We start from the raw sequence: 16,634 nt of genomic DNA, 5'->3' as shown, positions 1-16,634 counted from the left end.
CAAACTATGGGACAGCAGTGCGCTTTTGCGTCCTTTTTTTATCGATTTAATCTTAGAAACCAGTCAGCAATACCATCGCTACTTCACGCATGATGATATCCACCATCATCAGTGCCAGAATCGCCAAGATAGGTGACAGATCAATCATTCCCATATTCGGCATGATGCGGCGGAACGGAGCCAGTAACGGTTCAGCCAGCTCTTGAATCACTTCAATATATGGCGAGCGCGATTGGGTAAACATCACCACCCAGCTCAAGATAATAGTGGCAAAAATCAGGTAACGGCAGAAACGAATCAAATCCTGAATCATGGTGACAAAAGTCAGAACCACCAGATGAATCGGACCATTCGGCATGCCCCCAGACAGGTACATCACGCCAAAGATTTTTAGCAGATACAGCACTACCAGTAATGCCAGCGCCGCAGTATTGACACGTCCCTTTGCCAGCGTTGGCAAAATACGGCTAAAAATATCCACAATCCGGGTCGCTTTGACAGTTGAAAGCACTACCGGGTTGTAAGGACTGACAGTAGCCAGCTGCATTAAAAAGCGGAAAAATACGAGCAAAATTGCGACGTTAATGATAATGCCAAAAATTAGCGCAGAATTTGCACCCATACCTGAAGGTTCCTAAATATTAAATTTTAAAGATTTACTTACTGCTGTCGCTAAGCTCTTGCGCAAGCTCCTGACTGCGTTTTGCTGCAGCAGCCAGTGCTGCCTGAATATTCTGAGAAATCTGGGCACGGTCAAACACTTCAATTGCAGCTTGAGTCGTACCATTTGGTGAAGTCACATTTTTACGTAATTGTGCCGGAGAATTTGGACTGGTAATTGCCATTTGTGCTGCACCCAAAGCAGTTTGCAGAGTCAAGGCAGTTGCCACTTTCTCATCCAAACCTAAGTTCATGCCTGCACGGATCATGCTTTCCATCATATAGAAGAAGTATGCAGGACCTGAACCAGACACGGCAGTTACGGCATCAATTTGTGCTTCTGAGTTTACCCAAATTGTCAGACCAGTTGAAGCCAAAACCTGACTTGCCAGCTCACGATCTTCTGCACCCACTTTTGCTTTGGCGAACAGACCATGTGCACCGGTCTGTACCAGTGCTGGTGTATTTGGCATCACACGAACGATACGGTCTGTACCTAACAATGCAGACAGTGTCGCAATCTCAGCACCTGCCACGATCGAAATCACTAGCTTTCCATCCAATAAACCATTCAACGGTTTCAGCACCCCAGCCAAAACCTGTGGTTTCACTGCAAATAAAACAATATCGGCATCTTTGATCGCAGCAATATTGTCATCAGTCACATTCACTTCTTTTTCAGCAAGCAATGTACGAACCTGTTCTACCGGATCAGAAACTGTAATACGGCTCGGTGCCAAACCACGTGCAACCAGGCCGCCAATCAGGGCTTGGGCCATGTTACCGCCACCAATGAAAGTAATATTACAATTTAAAGCTGCGCTCATTTTAATGCTCGTCTTTGTGTTCTGAGATTGAAGAGACTGAAATTGGCTGCCACCCCCCTGCCTCGCAATAGGCAGATTCTGCCAACCAAAATCCTTTAGGTGTAAACACGCCTAGCATAACATCATCTATGCTTAATATTTGAATTGTATGCCGCATCCAGGGAAATATTTGCGCTTCCTGAATGGCTTTTTTCAGTGGCCAGGAACCGACACGGCCATACAAATGGATCTTTTCGCCACCCTGGCGCTGTGTCAGTTTCAAGTGCTGATTCAACAAATCTGCTGATAAGCCCATCTCTGTAGGCTGAATCTGAAATTTTCCGGATGGAAGTTCAAGAATATCGCTAGGTTTGCAAATGATCTGCTGTTCAATTGGAAACAACTGCTGATCTGCCAGATAGACCTCTTTCCCCAGCTTATACACCTGTTGCTGGTAACGCACATAATAGAAACCTTGCCAATGTAAAGCCGCCTGCGAATCCTGACGGGCATCAATGACTTCACGTTGCAGGCGTTGCACCATATCTAATGAGGGCCGGTATTGCCCTTCACCTTTCATCCAGTTGGATAATAGCTGACGCTGACGAGATACCGATAACTCAGCAAATTTGGCAAGATTTAAAGTATTGTCATGAATACAGGCTTGAATATCCTGCTGTAGTACATCCTGCAGAATTTCCTGTGCATCTTGCATCAAATCAGCAGTGCGAGCTAATGCTGCCTGCATTTTTGGAAAACGTTCACTCAGCAAAGGCCAGAGAATCTGCCGTGCCCAAGCCCGATCATAATAGCTATCCTGATTGGTTGGATCTTCAATATTCTGAATGTTTAAATCCACTGCCCATTGGCAAATCTGCTCACGCGAAATTTCTAATAATGGTCGCCAGATGGTCAAATCTTCCCGAACATCGATTCGTTTCATTGCGGATAGACCATCCACCCCTGCACCAGATAGTAGACGTAACATCAAAGTTTCAGCCTGATCCTGCTGATGATGCGCAAGTACCAAAATTTCATTCGGTTGCAAATGTTTTAGATAAGCTTGATAACGGGCTTCACGCGCCTGTTGTTCCAAATTACCTTGTGCAACTTTGACTGGCTGAACAAGGCAGGAAATATTTAGCTTCTGACATTGCTGATGAACAAAATTGCCCCATTCACCGCTCAGGCTTTGCAACTGGTGATCGATATAAATGGCGCGGATTTTTTCCGGGCATAAAAAAAACATCAGATGCAGTAACAGCATGGAATCCACGCCGCCACTGCATCCGATGAGAAATTTTGTCTCTGCAGGAAATTCCTGCAGCTGTTTTAAGAAACCAGACCTAAATTGTCGCTGCCAAACTTCATTAAACGCTGGTAACGTGCTTCGCATCGTGCCTCGGCTTCCATCGGTTGCAATTCACTTAAGGCTTCTTTTAACACACCTTTCAGGTCTTGCATTACCTGTTCAGGGTTTAAATGGGCGCCTTCACCTTCATCGACCACATATTCCACGATGCCCATTTGTTGCAATTTTTCTGCAGTTAGTGCCAAAGCTTCACTCGCCTGTTCTGCTTTTTCTGCCGTTTTCCACAGAATAGAGGCACAGCCTTCTGGCGAAATCACAGAATAGATACTATGAGACAGCATCACCACACGGTCTGCTACACCGATCCCCAGTGCACCGCCAGAACCGCCTTCACCTAGTACAGTCGCTACAACAGGAACTTTCAGATTCGACAGTTGCGCCAGTGAAGATGCAATCGCTTCCGCCTGACCGCGTTCTTCTGCACCTACGCCTGGGTAAGCACCCATGGTATCAATAAAGGTAAATACAGGCAGATTAAAACGCTCTGCCATTCTTAATAAACGTTGTGCCTTACGGTAGCCTTCTGGGTTCGACATACCGAAGTTGTGCTGTAATTTTTCACGGGTGCTACGGCCACGGTGCTGACCAATCACCATCACTGGCTGGCCTTCAAAACGTGCCAGACCACCAATCATTGCACCATCGTCACCATAGAGACGGTCACCATGTAAAGCATCAAATTCAGTGAATATTTCACCCACATAGTCCAGAAATTGTGGACGTTCAGGATGACGTGCAATCTGCACGGTCTTCCATGCTTTTGATGGAGTCGCTTTATTTTTCATAGGTTAACCGTTTTCATCCCTATAAAGGTATTAATCAACAAATTGTTCAGACTGAATTGAGAGATCAATATCCCAATGTTTAAACTGCAGCTGTTCATCATGCAGTTCAGCGACAAGTAATGGCCATTGTTTGGCATCACCCGCAACACTGAGCTGCCATTGTTGCGCATTCTTCACATGGAGTTCAATGGCAGGAAGCATCTCATCGCTACGACTGTGATTGACCAAAACCGCCAGACGAAGCAGCAAACACAAGTATAAAAGTCGAGAACCACCAACTTTATTGACATCTATCTTGGCATCACTGCGCAATTTGCGGCGATGATGTGCGACCAAATGTGACAACTGGTTCTGATCCACTTGCGAGAAACCAGCAATATCAGAATGTTGTAACAGGTAGGCACCATGACGATGATAACCACTGTGACTGATCGCCAGACCAATCTCATGCAAATAAGCTGCTCGACGCAGTAAATCGCCATCTTCACTATTAAGATCCAGATCCTTGGAGACATCATCAAACAATTTTTGCGCGGTTTTTACTACACGCTCTGCCTGTTTGGCATCCGCGTTATAGCGTCCCATCAGCGCATGTACAGAACGGTCACGGATATCTTCATGCTTGAAACGGCCAAGCAGGTCATACATCACCCCTTCACGTAGCGCCCCATCTGAATACACCAGATGATCGACATTCAGGACATCAAATACCGCATACAGAATCGCAATTCCAGCGGGCAAAACAGCTCGACGATCTTCCTTCAGACCTTCAAAGCTCATCTCTGCGACATTTTTATTTTTGAGCAGTTTATCTTTGAGTTTTTCCAGACCTTCACGAGTCAGTTCTTTGCGCTCGTTACTCCAGCCCATATTCACGCAAATCTGGCGACAGGCTTTGATGGTACCACTCGAACCGACAACAGCATCCCAACCGGCTGCTTTATAGGTACTGGCAATTCCGGAAATTTCTTTACGTGCAGCGGTGACTGCCTTATCAAAGGCTTTATGGCTGATTTCGCCATCGGCAAAGATTTTTTTGGTAAAGGTGACACAACCCATTTGCACCGATTCCGTATGGATCGGTTCAAACTCTTCACCAATGATCAGTTCTGTTGAACCACCACCGATGTCGATGACCAGACGGCGGCCACTGTTGGCCATGGTATGCGATACACCAAGATAAATCAGACGTGCTTCTTCACGGCCGGCAATAATTTCAATCGGTTTCGGTAATATTTCTGCGGCCTTCTGAATAAATTCATGGCCATTTTTTGCCTGACGCAAGGCATTCGTCGCCACAATACGCAAACGGTTGGGCTGCACTGAGCCTAAACGGCCAACAAAACGGGCCAAACAGGCCAGGCCACGTTGCTGCGCAGCTTCAGTTAAGTTCTTGTTTTCATCCAGACCGGCTGCGAGCTGAACTTTTTCTGACATTGATGCTACTTTTTTGACTTCGCCATGATCCACACGGGCTATTGCCAAGTGAAAGCTGTTTGATCCCATATCGATGGCGGCGAGTAATTCTTCATCAATCAAAAAATCAGACATTACATAAATAAACCTTTAACGAATTGTGCCTAGAGTAATTCACAACCATGCAATTTAAAAGCCATTTATCGGCACAATTTATTGACTTTTAATTTTTAAACGATCTGTGACCATAGTGTTACACGATTATCACTATCGCGATCATCCATTAGACAAAATATAATAATCCGTTGAAAATTTGCATATTCCCCTACATTGTTAAAGAAGGCTATGTAATACTAAGAATTATAGTCATCTTTAAAAAATTAATTTTCTGGAGCACTTCATGTCTGGCAACATCGTAAACACAACTGACGCAAACTTCGAAGCAGACGTTCTTCAATCAGACGTTCCTGTATTGGTAGACTTCTGGGCTGGCTGGTGTGCGCCATGTAAAGCTATTGCACCTGTGCTTGAAGTACTGGCAGACGAATACCAAGGTAAAGTCAAAATCGTAAAAGTGGATGTGACTTCTTGCGAAGCGACTGCAGTGAATTTCAACATCCGTAACATCCCTGCACTGTTAATGTTCAAAAATGGTGAAGTGGTTGCAACTCAAGTCGGTGCTGCACCGAAATCTAAACTTGCTGCATTCATTGAACAAAACATCTAAGCAGCTCAGTTTTTCTTTAAAAAATACGCGACGAAATATCGCGTATTTTTTTCGTCCGTAAATTGACAAAACCCGTATTCTCTCTTATATTGCTGATTCAAGAGATCAGGGATGCTAAATCCTGTCAATTTCTTACAAGACACAATACATAAGATGCCGCTCGGCAATAGAAATTGTTTTTCATATTTCTCTTTGAAACAATCAAACAAACCTCTGAATTGTTCTTGTACACATTCATTTGCTTTCGTTTGAATGCTTATATGCGGCCGAATGTTACTCCCTTTCCAACCTGTACCTCAGAACATTGATTCTATCTGACCACCTATGAATTTAACCGAACTCAAGAAAAAACCGATTGGCGAACTCATCAAGATTGCCGAGTTTATGGGCCTTGAAGGCATGGCTCGTAACCGCAAGCAAGACATCATTTTTGCCATCTTAAAGCGCCATGCGATGAATGGCGAAGAGATTTTTGGTGATGGCGTTCTGGAAATTCTGTCAGATGGTTTTGGCTTCTTACGCTCTGCGGCAGGCTCTTATCTGGCAGGTCCGGATGACATCTATGTCAGCCCTTCCCAGATCCGTCGTTTTAACCTGCGTACAGGCGACACCATTGCGGGAACCATTCGCCCACCGAAAGAAGGTGAACGTTATTTTGCACTTTTAAAAGTGAATCAAATTAACTACGACACGCCAGAAAATTCCCGCAACAAGATTCTGTTTGAAAACCTGACTCCACTGTTCCCAACTGAACAGCTGGTCATGGAACTGGGTAACGGTACTACTGAGGATTTAACTGCACGTGTAGTCGATCTGGTGGCACCGATCGGTAAAGGCCAACGTTCAATTATCGTGGCACCTCCAAAAGCCGGTAAAACCATGCTGTTACAGAACATCGCACAGTCGATTGTCCGTAACAACCCGGAAGTATTCCTGATCGTGCTGCTGATTGACGAACGTCCGGAAGAAGTCACCGAAATGGAACGTACCGTTCGTGGCGAAGTGATTGCTTCTACCTTCGATGAATCACCTGCCCGTCACGTGCAAGTCGCTGAAATGGTGATCGAAAAAGCAAAACGTCTGGTTGAGCATAAGAAAGATGTGGTGATTCTGCTCGACTCAATTACCCGTCTGGCACGTGCGTACAACACCGTGATTCCTTCATCAGGTAAAGTACTGACTGGTGGTGTGGATGCACATGCGCTGGAACGCCCTAAACGTTTCTTCGGTGCAGCACGTAATATTGAAGAAGGTGGCTCACTGACCATTATCTCAACTGCCCTGATTGAAACCGGCAGTAAGATGGATGAAGTGATCTACGAAGAATTCAAAGGTACCGGTAACCAGGAAATTACGTTAGATCGTCGCATTGCAGAAAAACGCGTCTTCCCTGCGATGAACATCAAGAAATCAGGTACCCGTCGTGAAGAACGTCTGATGGATGAAGATAAATTACGTAAGGTTTGGATTTTACGTAAATTACTACATACTCAAGATGAGCTTGCAGCAATGGAATTCCTGCTAGATCGCATGAAAGAAACCAAGACCAACGACGAATTCTTCGACCAAATGAAACGTAAGGCATCTAACTAAGTTATTGATTCAATAACATAGTTAATTGAAAGGTCATCCAAAAGGATGGCCTTTTTTATTGGGTTGACATCAGTTACATAAAAAAACAATCCGCAGCCTGCTTTGTAAACTTATTTGCAAGTTTATGATTAATAAATCAATAGTAAAAAAAATTGTATATGTATTAGGGGCTTAAATCGCTTTTCTCCAATATAAGTGCTTCGTTTAATTGTTATTTTCTGTTAAAAAAACCCGGAATTTCATTCATTTTTAGTACTTTTTCAGACTGAGATAGTAGCAATTCAAAATGCGCAGTGATAGCATATTTGCAGACCAGTTAGACTGCTCCTGCGTGGTTAGTACCTAACATAATTAGGAATAATTAAAGCACATAACAGGCTAACGTCGGTTTTTTTTAATCTCAAATTTTTAGAGAGTGATGCCATGTTATTCAAAAAAATCGCTATTGCTGCTGCAGTTGCTACTACTTTAGCTTTCGTTGGTTGTGCTAAAAAAACTGAAGACGCTGCTGCTGACGCTAACGCTGCTGCATCTGAAGCTGTAGAAGCTGCTTCTGAAGCTGATGCTGCTGCTGACGCTGCTGCTGTAGAAGCTGCTTCTGACGCTGCTGCTGCTGACGCTGCTTCTGCTGCTGCTGATGATGCTACTGCTGCTGCTTCTGACGCTGCTGCTACTTCTGAAGCTGCTGCTCAATAATCTAACGATTATTCAGTTAGTACAAAAAAGAGAGCCATTGGCTCTCTTTTTTTATGCCTGTAAAAACCTGAATTTTTACAAGCAGATCGCAAAAGAAAAAGCAGGTCAGTCGACCTGCTCATTCCCTACGCGTTGACGGAACTTCTGTCCCGCACGAAAGGTGACTACACGGCGTGCAGAAATTGGTATTTCTTCGCCGGTTTTCGGATTACGGCCTGGACGTTGACGCTTGTCACGCAACTCAAAGTTACCAAACCCCGATAATTTTACTTGCTCCCCAGAGATTAGCGCTTGGCTAATCTCGTCGAAGAACAACTCGACCATTTGTTTTGCTTCACGACGGTTTAAACTCGTGAGCTCACTTAAATGATCAGCCATCTCTGCTTTAGTTAGTGCTGTCATGAAGCCCTCAATGTCGCTTGGTAAGTATTTTCTAATACTTGCAGGATATTATCCATGCCTGATTTGATTTCAGCATCTTCCAGTGTACGGGTTGGATGCTGCCAGAGAAGCGCAAATGCCAGTGAACGTTTGCCTTCCTCTACCCCTTGTCCAGTGTACACATCGAATAACCAGGTTGACTCCAGAAGCTCGCCACCCGTTTTTTCGATAAGTCTCTGAATTTCGCTAACATTAATCTTATCACTAATTAAAAGCGCAATATCACGTCGAACCGACGGAAAACGTGATAATTCTGTAAAATTAGATACATAAGTTTGCAAAACGGCTTTTTGATCAAGTTCAGCGACCCAAGTAGTGCCCAAGTCAAGCTCATCCTCCAGCGATGGATGCAGACGGCCGAAATAACCAATCGATTTGCCATCTACCAGAATTTCAGCAGATTGGCCAGGATGCAACCAGCTACGTTCAGAACGTACATATTCAGCGTTCAAACGTGCAGTAGCCAGAATTTCTTCAATATCACCTTTAAAGTCAAAGAAGTCCATTGGTACAGCTTTGCCATGCCAGCTTTCTGGTGTACGTGAGCCAGTCGCGATTAAAGCAAACGTCGGAATCTGCTTCAGGTCATGAATGGATGTAGCATCCTGGTAATCAAAACGTAGACCCAGTTCGAAGAAACGCACACGGTTTTGCTGGCGGTTGACGTTGTACTGTACGCATGGAATCAGGCTAGACAGTAAAGTTGCACGCATCACTGCCAAATCGCTTGAAATTGGGTTTGCCAATGCCAATGGATTCACAGATGGATTCAACTGTTTTTCCAGTTTCAGGTCAGCAAAGCTAAAGCTGATTGCTTCTTGGTAACCTAAAGTCGCCGCAGTCTGACGCAGCTGAGCCAGTTCAAACTGGTCTTCATATTTCGCCAGCTTCACATCAATCACAGGCAGACTGATCTGAATATTGTCATAGCCGTGGATACGTGCAACTTCTTCAATCAGGTCCTGGTAGATGGCCATGTCATAACGGTGTGATGGAGGAACAACTGACCACTCACTTTCCGCTTTCACAGTCACATTACAGCCTAAACGGGTTAAAGCATCAGTAATGAAATCTGATTCAACTTTATAACCCAACAGCTGATCTACTTGAGACTGGTTCAGCTCAATCGCTTCACGTTTAGGTAGCAGCTCTGGTTTTTCAGCCACGATGATTGGGCCAAATTCACCACCAGCAAGTTCCTGAATCAGTTGTGATGCACGGTGCATTGCAGTGAGTGGCAATTCAAAATCGACACCCCGTTCATAACGTTGCGATGCATCAGTATGCAGACCGAAACGGCGCGCACGACCTGCAATCGCGATTGGATCAAAGAACGCAGATTCTAGGAAAATTTCAGTGGTTTCATCTGTTACTGATGAAGACAGGCCACCCATGATGCCAGCAATCGCTAATGCTTTTTCATCATCAGCAATCACCATCACATCATGTTGCAATTCAACTTCTTGTTCATTCAACAGAACCAGTTTTTCACCCGCTTTGGCTTGGCGCACATGTACTGAACCTTGAACTTTGCCACCATCAAATGCGTGGAGTGGTTGACCCAACTCCATCAATACATAGTTGGTAATGTCGACCAGAATACTGTGCTGACGAATACCGGCACGCACTAACGCACGTTCCATCCATTCAGGTGTTGGTGCTTTGGTATTCACGTTCTTGATCACACGACCTAAGTAACGTGGACAGCCATCAGTGTCAGCAACGACTTTTTTCTCGTCAGCGATGGTTGCAGCAACTTCCTTGATTTCAGGCGCAGTGACTGGCAACTGGTTAATCACACCAATTTCACGTGCGATCCCGCGGATACTGAAACAGTCACCACGGTTTGGCGTAATGCTGATGTCAATCACATTGTCATCAAGGTCTAGATATTCACGAACATTGACGCCCACTGGTGCATCAGCAGGAAGCTCTAACAAACCATCGATTTTATCTTCAAGATCGATTTCTGAAGCGCCACACAGCATGCCTTGTGATTCAACACCACGCAGTTTGCCTTTCTTAATTTTAAAATCACCTGGCAGCATCGCACCGATGGTTGCGACTGGTGCTTTCATACCGGCACGTACGTTTGGTGCACCACATACAATTTGTAATGGCTCACCTGAACCGATATTCACAGTGGTTACACGTAAACGATCCGCATCTGGGTGTTGTTCTACGGTCAGGACTTCACCAACTACGACACCAGTAAATGGTTTTGCTGCAGGAGCAATTTCATCCACTTCAAGGCCCAGCATAGTCAACTGGTCAGATAATTTTTCACTGTCGATGGCTGGGTTGACCCATGTGCGGAGCCAATTTTCGCTAATTTTCATACATTCATTTCCTTAATCTCCCCTCCATTTTTCTATTCTCTAAATGGTTCCCCTTTCTTGCGTAGGTTTTAAAAGCAGTGCTTTAAAACCTACTCAGGGGGATTTAGGGGGATTTCTAAATCTAAAAATTAATATGTTTTAGCCACTCAACTTTATAAGGAGAGGCTATCAAATCTCTTAAGCAAACTGGCGTAAGAAACGCACATCATTTTGGTAGAACATACGTAAGTCATTGATGCCATAACGCAGCATTGCAAAACGTTCTACACCTAGACCAAATGCAAAGCCTTTGTATTTGTCTGGGTCAATACCAGATGCGCGCAGCACGTTTGGATGCACCATACCGCAACCTAGCACTTCCAGCCATTTGCCACGTTCATCCATGATGTCCACTTCGGCACTTGGCTCAGTGAATGGGAAGTAAGACGGACGGAAACGTACTTTCAGATCTTTTTCGAAGAATTCATTGAGCAAATTAACCAGCAGACCTTTCAACTCAGCAAAGCTGGTGTTTTCTGCCACGTACAGACCTTCGATCTGGTGGAACATTGGTGAGTGTGTCTGGTCAGAGTCACAACGGTATACACGGCCTGGGCACACGATACGGATTGGCGGCTGCTGGGTTTCCATGGTACGGATCTGCACACCTGAAGTGTGGGTACGCAGCAGATGGTTCGCATCAAAGTAAAAGGTGTCGTGCATGGCACGCGCAGGGTGGTGCCCCGGAATGTTCAAGGCTTCAAAGTTGTGATAGTCATCTTCAACTTCTGGACCAGTTGCTACAGTAAAACCTGCTTTGGTAAAGAACTGACAGATACGTTCTTGTACTTGGGTCACTGGGTGGATGCTGCCCACCTGCTGGCCACGACCAGGTAATGTAATATCAATTGTTTCACTAGCAAGTTTTTGTTCTAGTGCAGCTTTTTGCAGTTCAGCCTGATGCTGTGTCAAAGCAGCGGTAATCGCTTCACGTACAGCATGGATTTTTGCACCGAACTCTTTACGTTGTTCAGGATCCATTTTACCCAGCGACTTAGATTGTTCCGCGAGCTGGCTTTTTTTCCCCGTAAATTGCACTCGTACTTGATCAAGTGCAGCAAGGTCTTGAGCTGCTGCAATCGCAGCGAGCGCTTCAGTGGTCAGGGCTTCCAGTGACATAGTAACTCTCAAAGCAACAGGTTAGAAATATTTTTAAAAACCCCATATTCTAGCAGTTTTTAGGCACATTGATGAAGAGAGCTTGTAATGAAAATTAGATTGGCATAGCGAAAAATAAAAAGTATAAAATAAGCAGGATATCAATTAGATCAAATCACTATGGCTCTCGATCAAATCTGGAAACAGCAACTCACTTTAGTGACTTATGGAAATGAATACCTGTCTCAAGATCTAAGTTTCAATCGCTGGCTGCAACATTCCATTTTTAATCAGCATCAATTTACCTTCCGTGATTTGATCTCCCAGCATCTTTTGGCCCAGCATTTTCAGATCTGGCTGGAAGGCTTAAAGAAGCAAGGGGTGCAACGCCTGAGCCTGCACCGCTCTGCTCTACTGGTGGATGAAAAAAATCCGAATCCTAACGTCGAGCTGCTACCTTTTGAATATTTCATCGTTAGCCATGAGCACCAGAAAAAGCATGCCTGGATTTTTGGTAAAGAGCTGCCAGAATGGTATACCGCAGACAATGACTATGAGCCACCTGAAGGCCAGCGTTCATCGCAACGTCAGGAAACGTTTTGGCGTTATGAGTTAAACCATAAATTGGCGAAACGGGTTCAGGCTGATCTGGAACAACCGAACTGGGATGATATTGACGCCTTTTTGAAACATGAATTATTCGACAGCAAATTTGCCAAAGATTATGTCGAGTCGAACCAGCTCGGTCAGCCTTACTACGGCCTAACTTCAGCACAACGACTGAACAATATCGGCAGCAAACTTTCATTACTACCTACCGATTATCCAGCAGATTTTGCCCATGACATGCTATATCGACTGGATGCACTCGAAGAGTTGATTGAAACGAAAATCCAGCATCCTTATGATGAAAATGGTGAAGCCTTAAGCCCAGACCAGCAATTAGACCTGCGTCATTTTTCACAAAAGCTGGATGACCTGAAAGCCAAGTTTCTGGTAAAAGTCGCTAATCATTACAAGACGGCAAAACTGAGTCCAAAAGTGATGAGTACTGATCCATTTGCCGGCATGAATACCGAAGAACGCGTTGCCAAACCTTCTAAAGTGCAGCGTCCACACGATACAGCCAAATCCAATTCCGGCAATGTCATTACCTTGATTATTATTACCGTGATTATCTGTCTGGTCGGTTATTACTTTGGGCTTTAAGAGGCATTAAAAAATCGGCCATATTCAGAGTTCAATATAGGCGTATCCATTTTAGAGTTTTTTTGCCGATGCACCTACTCGAGTCTCTTGCTATCGTGGCTTCAACTCATTTTCAGTAAACCCAACTTTAACTGACAATTTTTAATTTTTGGGACGCAATTCAATTTTGATGTGCTGTTTCTGTGTTGAGGTATAAATGTAGTGCGTGATCGCAGCAATTTCTGCTTCAACTTCTATACCTGCTTCATCAACAAATCTTAAATACTCACCTTCACGCGGTAATACCTCGAGCTCAATTTCAAATGAGCCATGCTCTAATCCAATAATTTCTACACGCATCATCTTCTCTCTTAATTTTTTCTTTTGATAAAGTATTTAGCGCATTTTTTTCTTTTAAAAATAGAGTATTTATGTAAGAAAAATGCAAATCCAGGCATAAAAAAAGACCGCAAATGCGGTCTTTTTTTAGTCTTAACGACTTATGCAGCAAGTGCTTCTTTAGCTTTAGCAGCTAGAGCAGCGAATGCAACTGCATCATGCATAGCGATGTCAGCAAGTACGCGACGGTCGATGATCACTTGAGCTTTTTTCAAGCCATCTATCATGCGGCTGTACGATAAACCGTTTTGACGAGCACCAGCGTTGATACGCGCAATCCATAGAGCACGGAATTGACGTTTTTTCTGACGACGGTCACGGTAAGCATATTGACCAGCTTTGATTACTGCTTGGAACGCTACGCGATATACGCGTGAACGAGCGCCGTAGTAACCTTTAGCACGAGCAAGAATTTTTTTATGACGGCGATGAGCCTGTACACCACGTTTTACACGAGCCATTTATATATCTCCTTAGATGTATGGGCACATACGACGAACTGAAGCAACATCACTTACGTGAACCATTACACAGCCGCGCAATTGACGGATACGTTTAGAAGACTTTTTGGTCAAAATGTGGCGTTTGAACGCTTGTTTACGCTTGAAACCGTTAGCAGTCGCTTTAAAACGTTTAGCTGCACCACGGCGAGTTTTTAACTTAGCCATAACAACCTCTTTAAACACCTGTTCGGCACGTCTGCACCATTGCAATAACGACCTGCAGGTAAGGAAGCGGCTATTCTAAATCATCTTTGTTTAAAACAAAAGCAATATTCGAATTAAAAGATAGTAGGCAACAGCTTAGTATAATTTCCGATAACAATTGCGAGATCAAATAATAAGTAACTTGAGTCAAGCCTTTTATAATCTGCACACCTTCAAGATTAAAAACGCTTATGACTCCTGCACATGATGCATTTGCCGCGCTGCGCTACCGGGACTTTTCTATCGTCACAGTAAACCAGTTCTGCCTGACGCTGGCCATTCTGATTCAAGAAATTATTGTCGCTTATTCACTCTACCAGATTACCCGGGATCCATTAACGCTCGGTCTGATCGGTCTGGCAGAAGCCATTCCTTTTATCAGTCTGTCACTCTGGGGTGGCTATTTTGCCGATCGCTTTAATAAACAGACCATCATGAAAATCTGTTTGTTCTGTGCTATTCCTGCTCCACTCATTCTCTGGTCACTGTTCCATGCTCATGGACTAGGACAGATCAGTACCAATTATTTGGCTTGGGGCATTTATGCAGTGATTTTTGGTTTGGGGACCATTCGAGGTTTTTATAATCCTTCTGCAACTTCACTGAAACCCTTTCTGATTCCACGTGAACTGTATGCTAATGGCGCAACCTGGACCACCATTGGTTGGCAAAGTGCAGTAATTATCGGCCCGATGCTGGGTGGTTTTATGCTGGCTTTTCTTGGTCGTGAAACCAGCCTGTTTAGTGTAGCTATCTTGGTTTCGATCTGCTTTATCTTGATCAATCTATTACAAAAACGCACTTTTCCAAAAATTGAAACGGAAAATCTGTGGCGTAGTCTAGGGGATGGCTTCCGTTTTATCTGGAACACCAAAATTGTCCTTTGGGCGATTTCGCTGGATTTGGTATCAGTCCTGTTTGGCGGTGTAATTGCTCTGCTCCCGATCTTTGCTGAGGACATTCTGAAAGTCGGTCCTGAAGGTCTGGGTTATCTGCGTGCTGCGCCTTCCATTGGTGCTTTGGTGACCATGATTGCCCTCACCAAAATTCCTCCAACGCAAAATGCATGGCGCAATATGCTGCTGGCTGTAGCGGGCTTCGGTGCCTTTACCCTGCTGTTTGCCTTCTCGAATAACATGTGGCTGTCGCTGTTTGCACTAGCGATGACCGGTGCCTGTGATAGTATTTCCGTGGTCGTGCGTCAAACCATTTTGCAGATCTATCCACCAGAAAATATGCGTGGCCGAGTTGCAGCAGTGAATGGGATGTTTGTCTCCAGCAGTAATGAACTTGGGGCTTTTGAATCCGGCCTGGCCGCGAAATACATGGGTACCGTGATGGCAACGGTCTTTGGGGGCTGTATGACCATGGCGGTGGTTGCCATTAGTTGGGCCAAGACCCGTGATCTGTTCTCGATTGATATCAATAAAGGCAGAGATCAATAACTTTTTCTTTTTAAAAGACTTGCCAGTATTTCCAGTTCAGGAAATACTGTGCAGGCTTTCTGAATCTCTTCATCTCGTACAATTCAAGAACCATTTTTATGAAACGAATTCTGTGTCTATCGCTACTGGCTGGTTTTCCACTGACTGCTACACAAAGTAAAACGACTAAAAACGTTCAACTGCCACCACAAACAATTTCAGCCCAAGCTGACGATACACATATTCATTTAACCACCCGCATCGAATGGCGAAAATTCCCCAAACCCGTCTATAAAAATGAAGATTTAAAGGGCCAAGATCGTTCTGCAGTGGTGCGCGTCTATGCAGATGAACAGGGTCAGATTAAACAGGCATCGATTCAGGAAAGTACCGGTCTAAAAGACTTAGATCAGTTATTAGTCAATGCCGTCAAAGATGCAACAGTAAAGCCGCATATTGAAGATGAAGCTGCGATTCCAACCATTGGTTATCAGGTATTTCAGCTGGATTTAAAAGATGAAAATCAAGTCGCTTGCGATTACCGCTTTAATTCCAAAAACTGGCAGGCACAGCAACAAGGTAAAAAGACCCGTTTCCAATACGTGAATCAACCGGAACTTGAGCTGAATTCAGAACAGCTGAATGGTCATGACCGCAAGGTGGAATTCAAGTTGAAAGCCAATGGCAAAGGCCAGATCAAACAAGTCAAAATTAACAAAGGTTCAGGCCTATATGCATTAGATCAACAGATCATAACCGCATTAAAAAACAGTCAGATTCAAAGCAAACGAAGCGCAAGCACCCTGTGGCTATACAAGCCTTCCAGCTTTAAGGATGAAATTCAGTTTAAGCTGAATGAGTGCAACTAAACAGAAAAGAGGCTTTAAGCCCATTGCTGTCCCACAATTTTTCACAAGAGGAAGCTCAAATGAACTTCCTCTTGT

At 44.3% G+C, this 16,634-nt stretch carries 17 protein-coding genes; 6 read left to right on the top strand and 11 right to left on the bottom strand.

Annotated features, from left to right (window positions below; all coding sequences use genetic code 11):
* Positions 1-52: 52 nt before the first annotated feature.
* From GW12_RS07160 to ppx, 5 genes are read right to left on the bottom strand one after another with little or no spacing between them, the layout of a single operon-like run.
* Positions 53-622 carry a YggT family protein gene (locus tag GW12_RS07160; RefSeq protein WP_034585505.1) on the bottom strand — a complete coding sequence of 190 codons (570 nt, stop codon included), beginning with the start codon at positions 620-622 and terminating at the stop codon, positions 53-55.
* 34 nt (positions 623-656) lie between these two features.
* Positions 657-1,487: a pyrroline-5-carboxylate reductase gene (gene proC / locus GW12_RS07155; protein ID WP_034585503.1), complete on the bottom strand. Its 831-nt coding sequence runs from the start codon at positions 1,485-1,487 to the stop codon at positions 657-659.
* Between the two features lies 1 nt (position 1,488).
* Positions 1,489-2,862 carry a tRNA lysidine(34) synthetase TilS gene (gene tilS, locus GW12_RS07150; RefSeq protein ID WP_081403471.1) on the bottom strand — a complete coding sequence of 458 codons (1,374 nt, stop codon included), beginning with the start codon at positions 2,860-2,862 and terminating at the stop codon, positions 1,489-1,491.
* Positions 2,799-3,623 (bottom strand): acetyl-CoA carboxylase carboxyltransferase subunit alpha, encoded by an 825-nt coding sequence (locus GW12_RS07145; protein WP_034585499.1) that lies wholly within the window; start codon positions 3,621-3,623, stop codon positions 2,799-2,801. The genes tilS and GW12_RS07145 overlap by 64 nt, the downstream gene beginning before the upstream one ends.
* 30 nt (positions 3,624-3,653) lie before the next feature.
* Positions 3,654-5,174, bottom strand: coding sequence for an exopolyphosphatase (gene ppx / locus GW12_RS07140; RefSeq protein WP_034585496.1), 1,521 nt, complete (start codon positions 5,172-5,174; stop codon positions 3,654-3,656).
* Positions 5,175-5,439: 265 nt separating this feature from the next.
* Between ppx and trxA the strand changes: the two genes are divergently transcribed.
* From trxA to GW12_RS07125, 3 genes are all read left to right on the top strand, one after another.
* Entirely contained in the window at positions 5,440-5,766 is a 327-nt protein-coding gene (gene trxA, locus GW12_RS07135; RefSeq protein WP_034585493.1) for a thioredoxin, read from the top strand.
* Positions 5,767-6,090: 324 nt separating this feature from the next.
* Positions 6,091-7,359, top strand: a complete 1,269-nt coding sequence (gene rho, locus GW12_RS07130; protein ID WP_034585490.1) for a transcription termination factor Rho — start codon at positions 6,091-6,093, stop codon at positions 7,357-7,359.
* 423 nt (positions 7,360-7,782) lie between these two features.
* Positions 7,783-8,055, top strand: coding sequence for a hypothetical protein (locus GW12_RS07125; RefSeq protein ID WP_034585487.1), 273 nt, complete (start codon positions 7,783-7,785; stop codon positions 8,053-8,055).
* A 105-nt stretch (positions 8,056-8,160) separates the two neighbouring features.
* On the opposite strand, the gene GW12_RS07120 is transcribed toward GW12_RS07125, so the two are convergent.
* The 3 genes from GW12_RS07120 to pheS all read right to left on the bottom strand — a co-directional run bounded on the left by GW12_RS07120 (position 8,161) and on the right by pheS (position 11,993).
* Positions 8,161-8,457, bottom strand: coding sequence for an integration host factor subunit alpha (locus tag GW12_RS07120; protein WP_034585486.1), 297 nt, complete (start codon positions 8,455-8,457; stop codon positions 8,161-8,163).
* Positions 8,454-10,835 carry a phenylalanine--tRNA ligase subunit beta gene (gene pheT / locus GW12_RS07115; protein ID WP_034585483.1) on the bottom strand — a complete coding sequence of 794 codons (2,382 nt, stop codon included), beginning with the start codon at positions 10,833-10,835 and terminating at the stop codon, positions 8,454-8,456. The genes GW12_RS07120 and pheT overlap by 4 nt, the downstream gene beginning before the upstream one ends.
* A 177-nt stretch (positions 10,836-11,012) precedes the next feature.
* Positions 11,013-11,993 (bottom strand): phenylalanine--tRNA ligase subunit alpha, encoded by a 981-nt coding sequence (gene pheS, locus GW12_RS07110; RefSeq protein ID WP_034585480.1) that lies wholly within the window; start codon positions 11,991-11,993, stop codon positions 11,013-11,015.
* Between the two features lie 159 nt (positions 11,994-12,152).
* Between pheS and GW12_RS07105 the strand changes: the two genes are divergently transcribed.
* Positions 12,153-13,181, top strand: coding sequence for a hypothetical protein (locus GW12_RS07105; RefSeq protein WP_034585477.1), 1,029 nt, complete (start codon positions 12,153-12,155; stop codon positions 13,179-13,181).
* 141 nt (positions 13,182-13,322) lie between these two features.
* Here GW12_RS07105 and GW12_RS07100 read toward each other — a convergent pair whose 3' ends face one another.
* The 3 genes from GW12_RS07100 to rpmI all read right to left on the bottom strand — a co-directional run bounded on the left by GW12_RS07100 (position 13,323) and on the right by rpmI (position 14,227).
* A complete protein-coding gene (locus tag GW12_RS07100) occupies positions 13,323-13,523 on the bottom strand; it encodes a hypothetical protein (protein ID WP_227504145.1) in 201 nt (66 codons plus the stop codon).
* 137 nt (positions 13,524-13,660) lie between these two features.
* Positions 13,661-14,020 carry a 50S ribosomal protein L20 gene (rplT, locus tag GW12_RS07095; RefSeq protein WP_034585471.1) on the bottom strand — a complete coding sequence of 120 codons (360 nt, stop codon included), beginning with the start codon at positions 14,018-14,020 and terminating at the stop codon, positions 13,661-13,663.
* 12 nt (positions 14,021-14,032) lie between these two features.
* Positions 14,033-14,227 (bottom strand): 50S ribosomal protein L35, encoded by a 195-nt coding sequence (gene rpmI / locus GW12_RS07090; protein WP_034585468.1) that lies wholly within the window; start codon positions 14,225-14,227, stop codon positions 14,033-14,035.
* A gap of 230 nt (positions 14,228-14,457) precedes the next feature.
* Here rpmI and GW12_RS07085 point away from each other — a divergent pair, with 230 nt between their 5' ends.
* Positions 14,458-15,711, top strand: coding sequence for an MFS transporter (locus GW12_RS07085; RefSeq protein WP_034585465.1), 1,254 nt, complete (start codon positions 14,458-14,460; stop codon positions 15,709-15,711).
* A gap of 98 nt (positions 15,712-15,809) precedes the next feature.
* Positions 15,810-16,559: an energy transducer TonB gene (locus GW12_RS07080; RefSeq protein ID WP_034585462.1), complete on the top strand. Its 750-nt coding sequence runs from the start codon at positions 15,810-15,812 to the stop codon at positions 16,557-16,559.
* The last annotated feature ends 75 nt before the right edge of the window (positions 16,560-16,634 follow it).

Source organism: Acinetobacter sp. HR7, assembly GCF_000773685.1.
Lineage (GTDB): Bacteria > Pseudomonadota > Gammaproteobacteria > Pseudomonadales > Moraxellaceae > Acinetobacter > Acinetobacter thermotolerans.
Note: the sequence above shows the minus strand (reverse complement) of the source record. Positions and strands in the feature narration are given on the sequence as shown.